General features: G+C 43.5%; 13 protein-coding genes and 2 pseudogenes. 5 read left to right on the top strand and 10 right to left on the bottom strand.

What is annotated here, in order from left to right:
- Positions 1-390 precede the first annotated feature (390 nt).
- Positions 391-795: a Cd(II)/Pb(II)-responsive transcriptional regulator gene (gene cadR / locus AB1S55_RS14975; RefSeq protein ID WP_370978988.1), complete on the top strand. Its 405-nt coding sequence runs from the start codon at positions 391-393 to the stop codon at positions 793-795.
- 26 nt (positions 796-821) lie between these two features.
- Here cadR and AB1S55_RS14980 read toward each other — a convergent pair whose 3' ends face one another.
- The 3 genes from AB1S55_RS14980 to AB1S55_RS14990 are packed head-to-tail and all read right to left on the bottom strand — an operon-like array spanning position 822 to position 5128.
- Positions 822-1451, bottom strand: coding sequence for a hypothetical protein (locus tag AB1S55_RS14980; protein ID WP_370978989.1), 630 nt, complete (start codon positions 1449-1451; stop codon positions 822-824).
- A 41-nt stretch (positions 1452-1492) separates the two neighbouring features.
- Positions 1493-4117, bottom strand: a complete 2625-nt coding sequence (locus AB1S55_RS14985; RefSeq protein WP_370978990.1) for a S8 family peptidase — start codon at positions 4115-4117, stop codon at positions 1493-1495.
- A gap of 39 nt (positions 4118-4156) precedes the next feature.
- Positions 4157-5128 (bottom strand): AAA family ATPase, encoded by a 972-nt coding sequence (locus tag AB1S55_RS14990; protein WP_370978991.1) that lies wholly within the window; start codon positions 5126-5128, stop codon positions 4157-4159.
- A gap of 140 nt (positions 5129-5268) precedes the next feature.
- Between AB1S55_RS14990 and AB1S55_RS14995 the strand changes: the two genes are divergently transcribed.
- Positions 5269-5607, top strand: a complete 339-nt coding sequence (locus AB1S55_RS14995; RefSeq protein WP_370978992.1) for a hypothetical protein — start codon at positions 5269-5271, stop codon at positions 5605-5607.
- A gap of 277 nt (positions 5608-5884) precedes the next feature.
- Positions 5885-6496, top strand: a complete 612-nt coding sequence (locus AB1S55_RS15000; protein WP_370978993.1) for an HAD family hydrolase — start codon at positions 5885-5887, stop codon at positions 6494-6496.
- Between the two features lie 29 nt (positions 6497-6525).
- Here the strand turns inward: AB1S55_RS15000 and AB1S55_RS15005 are convergent, their stop codons facing one another.
- The 3 genes and pseudogenes from AB1S55_RS15005 to AB1S55_RS15015 form a co-directional block, all read right to left on the bottom strand.
- On the bottom strand, positions 6526-6897 hold the full coding sequence (locus AB1S55_RS15005) for a hypothetical protein (protein WP_370978994.1): 372 nt from the start codon (positions 6895-6897) through the stop codon (positions 6526-6528).
- A 3-nt stretch (positions 6898-6900) separates the two neighbouring features.
- Positions 6901-7014: pseudogene (locus AB1S55_RS15010) on the bottom strand (type I restriction-modification system subunit M N-terminal domain-containing protein); the annotation flags it as partial.
- A 201-nt stretch (positions 7015-7215) separates the two neighbouring features.
- Complete coding sequence (locus tag AB1S55_RS15015) at positions 7216-7428, bottom strand: helix-turn-helix domain-containing protein (RefSeq protein WP_370978995.1); 213 nt, start codon at positions 7426-7428, stop codon at positions 7216-7218.
- A gap of 87 nt (positions 7429-7515) precedes the next feature.
- Between AB1S55_RS15015 and AB1S55_RS15020 the strand changes: the two genes are divergently transcribed.
- On the top strand, positions 7516-8208 hold the full coding sequence (locus AB1S55_RS15020) for a hypothetical protein (RefSeq protein WP_370978996.1): 693 nt from the start codon (positions 7516-7518) through the stop codon (positions 8206-8208).
- 172 nt (positions 8209-8380) lie between these two features.
- Here the strand turns inward: AB1S55_RS15020 and AB1S55_RS15025 are convergent, their stop codons facing one another.
- The 4 genes and pseudogenes from AB1S55_RS15025 to AB1S55_RS15040 all read right to left on the bottom strand — a co-directional run bounded on the left by AB1S55_RS15025 (position 8381) and on the right by AB1S55_RS15040 (position 11111).
- Positions 8381-8851: a regulatory protein RecX gene (locus AB1S55_RS15025; protein WP_370978997.1), complete on the bottom strand. Its 471-nt coding sequence runs from the start codon at positions 8849-8851 to the stop codon at positions 8381-8383.
- Positions 8852-8863: 12 nt separating this feature from the next.
- The gene (recA, locus tag AB1S55_RS15030; RefSeq protein WP_370978998.1) at positions 8864-9904 is read right to left on the bottom strand and encodes a recombinase RecA; all 1041 of its coding nucleotides are present in this window, start codon (positions 9902-9904) and stop codon (positions 8864-8866) included.
- A gap of 117 nt (positions 9905-10021) precedes the next feature.
- A pseudogene (locus AB1S55_RS15035) lies at positions 10022-10522 on the bottom strand (ATPase domain-containing protein); the annotation flags it as partial.
- Between the two features lie 85 nt (positions 10523-10607).
- Positions 10608-11111 (bottom strand): CinA family protein, encoded by a 504-nt coding sequence (locus AB1S55_RS15040; protein ID WP_370978999.1) that lies wholly within the window; start codon positions 11109-11111, stop codon positions 10608-10610.
- A gap of 106 nt (positions 11112-11217) precedes the next feature.
- Here AB1S55_RS15040 and AB1S55_RS15045 point away from each other — a divergent pair, with 106 nt between their 5' ends.
- Positions 11218-11679, top strand: coding sequence for a DUF4124 domain-containing protein (locus AB1S55_RS15045; RefSeq protein WP_370979000.1), 462 nt, complete (start codon positions 11218-11220; stop codon positions 11677-11679).
- Positions 11680-12409: the final 730 nt, after the last annotated feature.

Here is a 12409-nt window from a genome sequence, read left to right on the forward strand (position 1 = left end):
TCTGGAATGGTTTTATCAGAATAATCTGGAATTAGAGAAGAACTTTTCGCCATGAATATGCGGTCAATCGTGATAACTATGGCTGTCGTAGAATGGCCGTGGCAATGACAACAATGGTGGCAATCACGCTCACCGATTTCGGATTGATGATTAGCGTCCACGAAGTGCTTATCTTCTGTCTCTGTGTGATGATGATCTTCAAAAGTCAGGTGCCCTAACCCCGATTGATGCTCCGTGTGCATATCTGCCAAGCCTGCCGCTGACTGTAACGTCATCAGTAGGAGTAGTAGATATGTAAAGGCGCGTAGTTTCACAGGATTTCAAAGCACTTGTTTTAGTCAATGGGCACAGTATAGACTCTATAGCCACTATAGAGTCAAGGGTGTGATAGTGAAAATTGGTGAATTAGCTAAATCAAGTGGTTGTTCTGTCCAAACAATCCGATATTACGAAAAAGAGGGGCTCATCTCGGCTCCTTCGCGCTCTGAGGGTAATTTTCGATTGTATGACCAACAAGCTGAAGAGAGGCTGATATTTATTAAGCGTTGCCGGAACTTAGATCTTTCTCTGGACGAAGTGAAACAGCTGTTAACGCTCAGTCTTGAGCCCGATACTGCGTGCGATGAGGTTAACCAAATTGTCGATAAGCATATTCAGCTAGTGGAAGCGAGAATTGCTGATCTTCAACATTTGCATGGTCAGCTAAGACGACTGCGAGAGGATTGTACAAAAAGCCTTACAGTTAATCAGTGCGGAATAATAAAAACTCTGAAAGCGCCGGGAGTTGATGATTGATTATCACATGGTCGATTTGTCGACGCCTATTCGATAGGTGCGCTATGGCCTAATCGTTCCGCAGTTTTCTTTTGGCCACTCGATAACGCTTTCCAGAATTTGTGCACTTTAAAAGTATCCATTTCTTTCAAGTCATCCTTGTATTTTCTGCGATTGAGTGTGACTTTGAAGAATGAAGGGCTATGGTCGATATTATTTTTTTGTAATCGCCAAAAAACGACGAAAGCAAACTTGGGTGTTAAATATTTATTTTTAAGATAGTAATTCAATGCGTTGCTTAATATCTCGTTAGATTCCGCTTGAGCAAGTTTTTTAAGTGCGTTGATACAAGACTCATAGCACATTTTTCTTTGTAGCTCATTTAGCTTTTTCTCTGCGCCTTTTTTATCAAGCACTTTACCCGCGTCATCGAATACCTGGACCTGGAATTTTACGATGCAGCTGGATCCGACCCAGAGGCGCTTTCGTGTATTCCTGTTTTCGATTTCAAAGTGGTAGCGTAGCTTTTCCTGATCGCAAAGCTCACAGTCTTCCTTTGCTATCAAATGGTCTTCCATGTTGTCGGTGAAATACCACTCCTGAAACGCTTCGGGCAAGTTTCCGGCTATAGATAGCGGGAGGATGTTGTTGGCAACTCTCTTTGGGTAGGTGTTCACGATGACTCCTTTACCGTTGGTAGCGTTTCGTATTCGAATTATTATAGAGAAATTTTCTCCGTAGCCTTTTGCTCTACATGTTGTTCAAGGATCGATTTAACTTCTTCATAAATGGGCAGCTCGATATTGCTTGAATCTAGCGTGACTACCAAGGCATACGGAATAACCAATTTTTTTCCTCCTGCTCGCGCTTTGCAGTTAACTTTGAGCTGAATCTCATCACCAGACAAAAAGGGGCTCGCCTTATCGCCTCGAATCACATCATGATAAACCGTCCCTTTCTTTTGATGGTGGTGATAATAATCACGAGTATCAAAATCGAGAGGGCTGGATTGCTTGGGGTCGGAAACCCAAAGCTGGGCTTGTCGGTATTCGCTATGCATTGGATTTATGGGGGAGAACCACGCCAGGGTGATAATCATTCTTCTACCTTCTTCTACCGCAGAGAGGCATTCAGGTAGAGGGAAACTGTAGATGTCGGCGTCATCGAGTTTTACTTTTCCTGTATGTATAAGTGTTGCTTGGTTGGTTGTGCAGGCGTGAATTCGTTGTTCGTTTATCTGCCCGTAACCGAATAATTGGCTTTCATTCCCCTTGTACGTGCGGCTGTTTTTAACCGTTTTAAGGGCGTTTTCGCAAACCTCTTGGGCGTCATTCGATAGCTCCGCACCATGTGTGACGAGTGCTTTTAGTATCAGTGCTTCTGGAGCGTGGTTTAGTGCATCATCCTCTTGAAATTCTCTCATTGAGTTAATTGTTTCATGCAGCATGGCAATGCGTCTGGTGGTGAGTGCTGCCGCATTACTGGTGCCATAGCTAAAGGCATACCCGTTGATGTCTCCAGGGTTGTTTCCTGGGGTGGCAACTTTGTGCCCTGGGCCAAATGATTTTGGTGTATTTATGACACTCAAGGTCATCGGGTCTTTGTCGTGGTAAGAGGTATTTCGGTAGGTGACCCGACCACCGGATGCCATTATCTCCGGCTTAATGCTATTTGCCTTGCCTAATGAGATTGGGTTTATTGGTGAAAACATCCCATTCGTACTGAAGGGGTCGATAATGTTTGGAATACTGTTGTCTTCGCTGTGGTCATGGTGTGCAGCTTTCACCGTTAAGGCGTTAACTGATTCCGCTGGCGACATAAGTCTGCGTGACCAACGGTTTTTATCGAGGGCTTCAACTATCACTTTCTCCCTTTCTGAAGGATCTAGCGCCTGAAAATCTTCATGGTTGGTTTCTAGGTCGATATCGTCGGAGTGATTCCCTGCGCTTACGATGAAAAGAACGTTATAGCGATGTGACAACCAATCTAACATTCGGGCCCATGGGCTCATATTTCTATCAAAAAGTTGTCTAGGGTCGCAAACCGATAAGTTGATTGCTTTTACATCGGGTGCTGTCGGTGGTGAGTCACCGTCTCCTTCAAACAGGCGTTTCACTGCGCGATGTATCAAGTCTAACGGTAATACTCCCTCGGGGATGCATTCTAGGCGTTTCCCATCCAAGCCAGGGTTTCCGGGAGCAAGTATGGGTAGTGCATAAAGGGGGGAGTCGAGAGGTCGCTCTTGGGCATTTTTATCGCCATGAATAATTAGTGATGCCATGGCTGTTCCGTGAAGCTGCTCCCCTGGTGTTTGATATAGTTCGGAATAGTCGTCAAGATCTTCGATAATAATTCTTCCAGCTATCGAAGCATGGTTTTCCAGAGGGAGACCGTCAAATAGCGCTACAACAGGAGAATTGGAAGCTAAGGGTTCCGCGCCTGGTGATGTTTCTTCGACTAAATACTCACTTCCATCATCAGGAAGCGAGAAGCCGCATTGGCCCAGAGGTCTGAAAAACATGACGTCGTCGCATCGCATTAGCTGAAGGTGGACAGCCCCTTTTTCGATCACACTTTTAACTCGTTCAATCGGTAATTCACCTCGTAGCGCGTGATAGGCGATGCCTGTATGGACAAATGCGCTGGTTATTTTTCCCCCTTGAGTTTCAATTAGTGTTTTAAGGCTCTGTTCTGCGTGATGTCGTGCGGCTTTGGTTGGACGAAACCATAGTTCGATTTCAAATGGGACTGTTTCCGAACCGTACGATTCGGTATCTTCAATACGGTATTGCCAATCTTCGAGGATACCGGTTTTTTTGATTCTGTCTTCAGTATCCCAAAACCGGACATTGTTGAGTTGCTTTAGTGCATGGCGTAGAGGTGCTAGGCCGCGATCCATTGCGTCGGGCCCCGTGGCTTTTTGCCAGTGCGTAAGCAATTGCTTTAAGCCCTCCTGGTTGCTCATCGTGAGGTAAATTTCACATTCGACGGGCTTTCTGGCGTTTTCCCTGCCGACGTAAATCTTCTCCTCATCGGCATGGTCCTCGGTTAGCCAGTGGGTCATATATTCAAACCCCTGAACTTTACTGAGCGCATTGGCGAAGTCCTTGACGCTGCCTGCGAGCTCAAGAACCAGAACTTTTTCTGGGCTTAAGCCCTCAATGCTCTCGCACAGGGAGATATGCTCGGCGAAATGAGTTTGTAGTTGCTGGATTTTGGGTTTGAAAAGGCGGAATTGATCGGTGCCAGAGGGGGTATTGAATCGCGGCGGGCGCCCACTTAAGGGGTCTAATTCGGATACTGATTTGGGTGGGGCGAAGGTAAGGTGAGGCCGCAGTTCCATAGGCAGAAGATTCCCTAAGGGTGAATTTTTTGTTGGATATTAATCCTTAACATGCATGCGGTGTTGCCAGAATTCAAGTCGTTCTTTCGTAATGTTTTTTATTCTCTTCTCGCTTTCAGGTAGTCCTAATACGTATTGGCGCTGCACATCTAGCGCGAATTCTTGAAGTTCTGCGAAACTAAGCCCCTTCAATTTATCTGCAAGCGTTGATGCAGCGTATCCGAAAGGGTGCCCAACTCGCTCAACAAATGCCTCAAACCAGCGAATGGCCATGGCGCGAGTAGGTTGAGGAAGGGTAAGTTGAATTTGAAAACGTCGCCACATCGCTTTGTCTAGCATGGACTCATGATTTGTAGCGCCGATTACAATGACATGACTTGGTAGATTATCGATTTGCTTTAAAAGGCTGTTAACAACGCGCTTGATTTCGCCGTTATCGTTTTCATCGCCTCTCTCTTTGCTGATTGCGTCAAATTCATCAAAAAACAGTATGCATCGGCGAGACTTCACGTGATCAAACAGTTTGTCTAGCTGGCTTGATGTTTCTCCAAGGTAGCGGCTGATGATCCCTTCGTATTTCACAATAAAAAGGGGAAGCATCATCTGATTCGCAATGGCTTCGGCCAACGTCGTTTTCCCGTTACCAGGAGGGCCAGAAAGGAGAATGCGGTGGCGCGGTTCTAAGTTGTAGGATCGCAGTAGGTCTCTTCGCTGGTGTTCTTCAATAAGTTCATTGCAAGCCTTAAATACGTGATCAGGCACGATGAGGTCGGCAAGCGTTTTTTCTGTATAAACCTCATAAAATGCATTTTGAAGGCTGGAGTTGCTGTTGCTTGGCTGTTTCGCTTCACTTTTGGTTTCATTAATCAGCGAAACGAGCTTGTCGGCAAAGTGGTAGTGGTTACGGCTGCGCGCTTCCTCAGCAATAGCTTCTGCCGTTTTCACAAACAGGGGTAAGTCCCCGCTCATGCCGGTTTTTACTAGGTTCACCACTAAGTCTGAACGAGCCATTGTAGGTCTCCAACGAAAATGTCCCTTCCTCACTAAACTCAAACAGTTTTAAGGTTGGCACGCGAAAATTCTAATATTCCCATTATAGTGCATCCTGTGCAATAATAGAATGCATAAAATGCATTTTTGAGGTTGGATAATTGAGTCCGGTACATCATGAAGAGAGCGCGAAAATTGTTAATCAAGCCATTGCTGCGCTTGGGCAGGGGAAAAAAGGTCTTGCCGATAGGTTAAATAAAGATCCAAGCTTGGTTTCACGCTATGCAAGTGGGGCTGTAAGGCCAAAAGCAGAAACCCTCCTGGAGTGTATGAAATTCATACAGGAAGAAACTGCTGGAAATTCAGAAAATTCGCGATTAGATCGAAAAGAAAACGTGTATAGCGCCGTTAAGGAAGGTGTCATGAAGCTCTCGGTAAATGATGACGCTGATCTTATTTATGCTTTGTTCAAAGTTCTTCAAGTGGCTCAAAAGTTTTGAATTGCGCGGTATGAACGACCACGGACCTCAATATTGCTAAATCTTGGCCCGGTCGCGAAGTATTCCGGAGAGTATGGTTGATAGTTTCGGCTAAGTGCCATTGATGTTTTTTATCGAAGAGACGGTTTTAAGCTCGCTCTCTAGTTTTACGACCTCAACCTAAGTAGTTTTATGACCCCGATCTCAAGGTTTTACGAGAGCCTTCTCCAAGACGCCAAAATCGCTCGACCGAAGCATACCTCTAGTTGAGTATCACTTCATGCCGTAGAATAGCTACATGAATGATCAAATTGAACTCGTTGTCTTCGACTTATTTGGCACCCTTTTTCAATACAGTGTCCGGCACCATCCCTTTGACCAAATTCTTCGAGCAGCAAAAGACGGTGGCCGAAAACCTCGTGCAGACGATGCTCGCATCTTGATGACTACCGGTGGTCGTATTGAAGACATCTTTGCTGCGCTAGATATATTACCAAGTAAGGAACAGTTAAATGAATTTAGTCAACTTGTAGGGCTCGAGCTTGAGGGACTATCTCTTTTCGATGATGTCTCTGAGACGCTTACCGCACTTCAAGATCAAGGAAAAAAGATTGCCATCTGCTCCAACTTAGCACAACCCTACGGAAAAGCGTTGAATGTATTACTTCCCAACTTAAATGCGCTTATTTTCCTAAGCTACGAAGTCGGACTTATAAAACCAGAGTTCGGAATCTATCAATGGATTGAAGACCAATCAGGCATCTGTCGAAATAAGACACTTTTTATTGGTGATACCTATGAAGCTGACTACAAAGGACCCATTGAGTTTGGATTTAAAGCCAAGCACCTTGTCCGAAACAAACCAACATCGGTAGACCAAATCCGGTCTTTACTGGAAATCATTCAGTAAGCCAACCTTATGTGCAGGCGCAGCACCAATCACTCCATTATAGGTGATTGGCTAATAAACAATCCCTCCGCCCCCTTTAATGATTTGGAATTAGTAGACAGCACAGGGAGAGCCATCCGAGAAAACAAACGCAGCCATATTGAGCGTAACCTTTCTCCCATCTTGAAAATGTTTACTTCCGACCCTACTCGAGAACAATAGCTATCTGGCAGCGTACCAGCCAAGGATTTGTTGTTATTTTCTACAGCATATTGTGCGGTATCGATACGCAGGGCAATATCATATTGCTTGGCGTAGATAAGCAACGTATTCCACCAAGCACCTTCTGGCAGGTAGAACACGCTACCTTTGGTGTAGAGCTCCTGCATTTTGGTATAGGCCCCCATGCCTTCAGGAATCAATTTCTAATGTGAAAGTTTGAATTTATCGGAAATTAATTTAAGGTAGATTAAGCTCAATACAACATGCTTGTATTCGCTCGACTCGACTGCGGCGCGTAATTTCTTTGTGCTACCCCAAAGAGCTTCTTCGAAGCTTTACTTATTCTTACTATTATCTTTTTTAACCACGGTTAAATTTTTATTGCTATCTTGTACAGAAAATCAATTATCTATTAATCATCCAACAGAACCATATTTACCCAGCAAGACGGAATACTATAAAAAATTTGAGCCAGGTTGGATATTAAGCTATCAACAGTAAAAATAAGAGAATCTAGATCAAACCCCATACAATACGTCGACCACACTCACCCCTAGTGTATCGGCGATTTTAAACAAGGTATTTACTGTTAAATTCATCGTGCCTCGCTCGATTTTCCCCATATGAGAACGCTCGATACCGGATGAGTTGGCCAGTAACTCTTGGGATACACCACTATCTTCACGAATTTTTCGGATATTTGCGCCCAAAGCTCTTAAGCGAGAGTCCATGAAACCTCCTTAAAAGGAGGAAATATCACCTTGTGAGTGTTATATTACCACGTCATATATCACCCACTAGCGTACAACTTATATCCAATGGAACTTCAATTCACCCAGTTACTTTACCTGGTGGCGCTTTATTCTGAATTACCTATAGATAAAACCACATTTAGCGCCCAAGATGTTTTAAAAAAGAGAATAGCGCCCACTCAATCTCTCAAAATTTCTATGCTCAACAGTTTGATTGAGTGCGGGGCAATATTGATACATACGAAAGATAATAGAAAGGTTAAAGTCCTTAACGGTACCAACCTGACCACCTTAAAGAGCGTTACCTTGTTAAACGAAAACTCTAATCAGAGGTTTCGGGAAATGCTCAATACATTAAAAGAGTTTTTAGATTCTAACGACAAGGAACGTTTAGACAATCTTAAAGAAACCATTCAAGTTCACGAAAGTATTGAGTTTATTTTTGACAAGATGGACAGCTTTAGCAATCTATACGACGCGATAAATTTGGAGCCCCCAGAAGAAATTCTCGCAATTATGGCCGAATGCGAACCTAGAGAGACACTTATGCTCCTTTGGCGCGCATGTCAAAGCATGGAAAACCATGAATTAAGACTCTTATCGGCCTCAGACGATCCATCAGATATTTTGAAGGCAGTGTCTCAAAGGGCGCTAAACTATCTTCAAGGTTATTCATCAAGAGGAGCTTCTATTAAGAAGTTTTGTAGACGGAACTACAGGAAGTCAGCTATATCAACAATTGTTTTTGAGCATCTTTAAAGAACCCATTACAGATCAATATATGCATCAGTTTCTATAATAAATTCCACTTATCTGGTTCAGCTATCACTGAAAATTTTGGCAAGCTAGGAAACACGAGGCACATTCATAAGATTCAAGAGAAAAGTTACCAGACTATACTCCTAAGCTGCTTACAATAAAACTCAATCCACTAATCAGAATTATTGAGCACAGCTACAATTTCATCCATTGAAAACCCTCTATATTGCAAGAACCTTATACGCTTAGCTTTTTCTTTTGCACCTATGTCGGATACTGAATGTTCGCCGTACTTCCTCGCCACAAGCCGCCTTGCAACATCAAACCAATCAACATCGGCTTCCCTGAGTCCGTCATCAACTAAATTATCTGATACGCCTTTAGATAACAATTCATTTCTAATGCGCATTGGACCTTGCAACTTGACCACCTTCGACTGGATATACATCTCAACAAAGCGCTGATCACTTTGCAGACCTTCACTCACCAAGTAATCAAGCTGCTGTTCGATTTGAACGAGGTCATCAAACTTTTTTAACAGTTTAACAACTAGCTCTTTATACGCTTGCTCTCGCCGCGCCAATAAAGTCATAGCAGCTAACCGAATCTCCCTCATTAGCTGCTTATTTTCTAACCCATCCATTTCTAGCTTACATTACTTAACAGGAGCTAGCGTTTCGTCAGATTTTTCATTCGCTTCAGGAGTGGCGAAAGACAATAGTTTTTCGCGAATACGTTTTTCAACTTCAGATGCAATATCTGGGTTATCTTCTAGGAATTTAGCTGCATTCGCTTTACCTTGACCAATTTTATCTCCATTGTATGAATACCAAGCTCCAGCTTTATCAATGAATCCTTGCTTAACACCCAGATCAATAACCTCTCCCATATGGTAAATACCTTTCCCATACAGAATTTGAAACTCGGTCTGCTTAAAAGGAGGGGCAACTTTATTCTTAACCACTTTTACCCGAGTCTCATTACCTACTACCTCATCACCTTCTTTCACCGAGCCAATACGACGAATATCCAAGCGAACAGATGAATAAAACTTAAGTGCATTACCTCCTGTAGTGGTTTCTGGATTTCCAAACATTACCCCAATCTTCATACGAATTTGGTTAATAAAAACCAAGAGTACATTATTTTGTTTAACATTACCGGTAAGCTTCCTCATACCCTGACTAAGGAGACGAGCCTGGAGCCCCATATGAGAATCTCCCATCTCACCTTCAATCTCAGCCTTAGGAACCAAGGCCGCAACCGAATCCACAACTATTACATCTACCGCTCCTGAACGCGTCAACATGTCAACGATTTCCATTGCCTGCTCACCAGTATCAGGCTGAGATACTATGAGATTATCAACGTCAAGCCCTAGTTTTTCTGCGTACACAGGATCCAACGCATGCTCAGCATCGACAAACGCACACGTTTTACCCTCCCTCTGAGCTTGCGCAATAACAGATAATGTTAATGTAGTTTTACCGGATGATTCTGGACCATATATTTCACAAATTCGACCGTAAGGCAGACCACCAGCTCCCAGAGCAATATCCAAACCAAGACTACCCGTACTAACAGTCTCAACTTGCATACCGGTGTTATCGCCCAGTTTCATCACCGCGCCTTTACCAAACTGACGATCAATTTGAGCCAGTGCTGCTGCCAGTGCTTTTTCTTTATTCGCGTCCATAATATTCTGTCTCTTCTCATTGCATTCAATAAATCACTAATGAATACTATATAATTCTACTAGAAGTCATTTAGCTTTCGCTATATGATAGTTTTAAGCTGCAAGGGGTAACGCGCAAGAATGCAAACCAACATGGTGATCACCCATTTCACCTTCAATTTCGGCTTTAGGCGTCAAGGCTGCGACAGAGTCGACTACCAATACATCTACCGCACCAGATCGAACCAACATATCGGCTACTTCTAAAGCCTGCTCACCGGTATCCGGTTGAGAAATAATAAGATCTTCTACGTTAACACCGAGTTTTGCAGCATAAATTGGGTCGAGCGCATGCTCAGCATCAACAAAAGCACAGGTACCGCCAGCCTTTTGAGCCTCAGCAATAACTTGTAAGGTTAGGGTCGTTTTACCGGAAGATTCAGGGCCATAGATTTCAACAATCCGTCCTTTAGGTAAACCACCTATTCCAAGAGCAACATCCAAACCTAATGAGCCAGTTGAAATGCTTGGAATCGCAACACTTTCCTTGTCGCCTAGACGCATGACGGTACCTTTACCAAACTGCCTATCGATTTGGGCTAAGGCCGCAGCTAAAGCTTTTTCTTTATTGCCATCCATTTGTTCTATACCTTTTTGAAGCTCGTTTTCGATTTATATACAGCTTAAGACAAAAACACTGTACATGCAACCATGTACTAGTATTTTATACAGTACTTTTACTGTGTGCTTGCAGATATTCTAAGCATAAGCCCAGAGCCATTTCACAAGCCTGCTCTCTGACGGAGGCCCTATCACCTTTAAATAGAAAGCACTTACTATATAGCTCTAGCTCACTGCCCCATGCCAACCAAACCGTTCCTACCGGCTTTGCTTCAGTACCACCACCTGGTCCTGCAATACCACTAACTGCCACACCTAGGTCCGCACCACTGACTTTAATGGCTCCAGACAACATGGCCCTAACGACAGGTTCACTAACCGCACCAGAATGACTTATTTCAACAGCAGAAACTTGCAACATCGCCTGCTTAGCCTGATTACTGTATGTAACAAAGCCCTGCTCAAACCAGCTAGAACTACCCGCAACCTCTGTTATGGCTGCGGCAATTAATCCACCCGTACATGACTCAGCAGCGGTAATACACCTAGCATCCCTGTCTAGGGCTGCACCTAATTTTTTACTTAACTCAGATATACGTTCATTCATGAGCAGCACGATAGGCAATGCAAAACAGAAAATCAATGAGCGATAAAAACAAGATCTTTATTATTAGTTCCTCTAAAATAGAGACTAACAATACAAGGAATAAAAGATGAAAGGGCTTATTTTTAAAGTTGTCGTCATGCTGCTGATTACTATAGGCATATCCAACTACATACTTTATATAAAGACAGGAAAAAGCCCTTTTAACAGTGAATTAATCACAAACGTTCTGAATTCTAGCGAGTTTGAACTACCGAGCACAAAGAGCTTGCCCAAGATGAGCAAACAAAAAGCTTATAAGTGGATTGATAAAGATGGAACAACTCACTACAGCTCTGAAGCGCCGACTGAAAACGTAGAGGCGACTGTGTTAGAAGTAGACCCACAGCAGAATATTATTCAGAGCGTTGAAGTAGCCGTTAAAGAAGAAACACCTGCAAGCCCACAAGCGCAAACGGCCCCTATCGCTAATCCGTACAACCCAGAAACCATTCACAAACTAATGAACGATGCCAAAGGAGTTCAAGAAAAACTAAATAGTCGCTATGAAGCGCTAGAAAAAGCCCAATAAGACCAAAGCTAGACGCACCCCGATGCTAAACACAACGCTGTAATTAGACACCTCAGACTCATAAAAAGACCCACTCCCTCGCTGCAACAATCTAGAGCCTTATCGTCGATAGTGCTATGCTTCGCGCGCCTTAAAACTCGCCCCTACAACTTCAATTAACAGCACCGCGACCGATGACTGACTCTAGTAAAAACGCTAAACACACTCCCATGATGCAACAGTATTTAATCGCTCTGTAGGCACTGATTTTACTGACTTCTTACGCCCATCATATCTGGAAGCTATACCGCAGGCTATACCACTAAAAGCCTGTTTTTATACGATATGGCTAGCCTTGAAAGCCCCTCTTAGAAAACCGAGCAATAAGCTCTCAAAAGCCCCTCACTAGCGTTGAACACATGCTTTGACTGGTTGTACAACTGGTTCTAACAGGTCGATTCTGAGCGATTTAGGGGGCTAAATCAGTGTCTTAAGTGGTCTCACCCGAAAGTGCTCAAACCATCGTCACCTTGTAGAAGTCGATTCTCGACACCTAGAAACGCAGTAAAACTCCCGCTATAGCCACCTTCTACGCATTCCAATAGTGCCAAGTACAATATCAACTCAATATATTCATCCGTTTGAAATCCTTGGGCCTCCGTCTCGACTATATCCTTCAATATACTTACCTAAAATGAAAGTCACATACATAACCAGAGGAAAATTGCAACGAAAAGCCGTATAATCACTT

The organism is Agaribacterium sp. ZY112, assembly GCF_041346925.1.
Lineage (GTDB): Bacteria > Pseudomonadota > Gammaproteobacteria > Pseudomonadales > Cellvibrionaceae > Agaribacterium.

Bases quoted from the DNA above. Each gene is read 5' to 3' on its own strand.
- AB1S55_RS14985 (WP_370978990.1), bottom strand. From the start codon at position 4,117: ATGGAACTGCGGCCTCACCTTACCTTCGCCCCACCCAAATCAGTATCC.
- AB1S55_RS14990 (WP_370978991.1), bottom strand. From the start codon at position 5,128: ATGGCTCGTTCAGACTTAGTGGTGAACCTAGTAAAAACCGGCATGAGC.
- AB1S55_RS15000 (WP_370978993.1), top strand. From the start codon at position 5,885: ATGAATGATCAAATTGAACTCGTTGTCTTCGACTTATTTGGCACCCTT.
- AB1S55_RS15015 (WP_370978995.1), bottom strand. From the start codon at position 7,428: ATGGACTCTCGCTTAAGAGCTTTGGGCGCAAATATCCGAAAAATTCGT.
- AB1S55_RS15020 (WP_370978996.1), top strand. From the start codon at position 7,516: ATGGAACTTCAATTCACCCAGTTACTTTACCTGGTGGCGCTTTATTCT.
- AB1S55_RS15025 (WP_370978997.1), bottom strand. From the start codon at position 8,851: ATGGATGGGTTAGAAAATAAGCAGCTAATGAGGGAGATTCGGTTAGCT.
- recA (WP_370978998.1), bottom strand. From the start codon at position 9,904: ATGGACGCGAATAAAGAAAAAGCACTGGCAGCAGCACTGGCTCAAATT.
- AB1S55_RS15040 (WP_370978999.1), bottom strand. From the start codon at position 11,111: ATGAATGAACGTATATCTGAGTTAAGTAAAAAATTAGGTGCAGCCCTA.
- AB1S55_RS15045 (WP_370979000.1), top strand. From the start codon at position 11,218: ATGAAAGGGCTTATTTTTAAAGTTGTCGTCATGCTGCTGATTACTATA.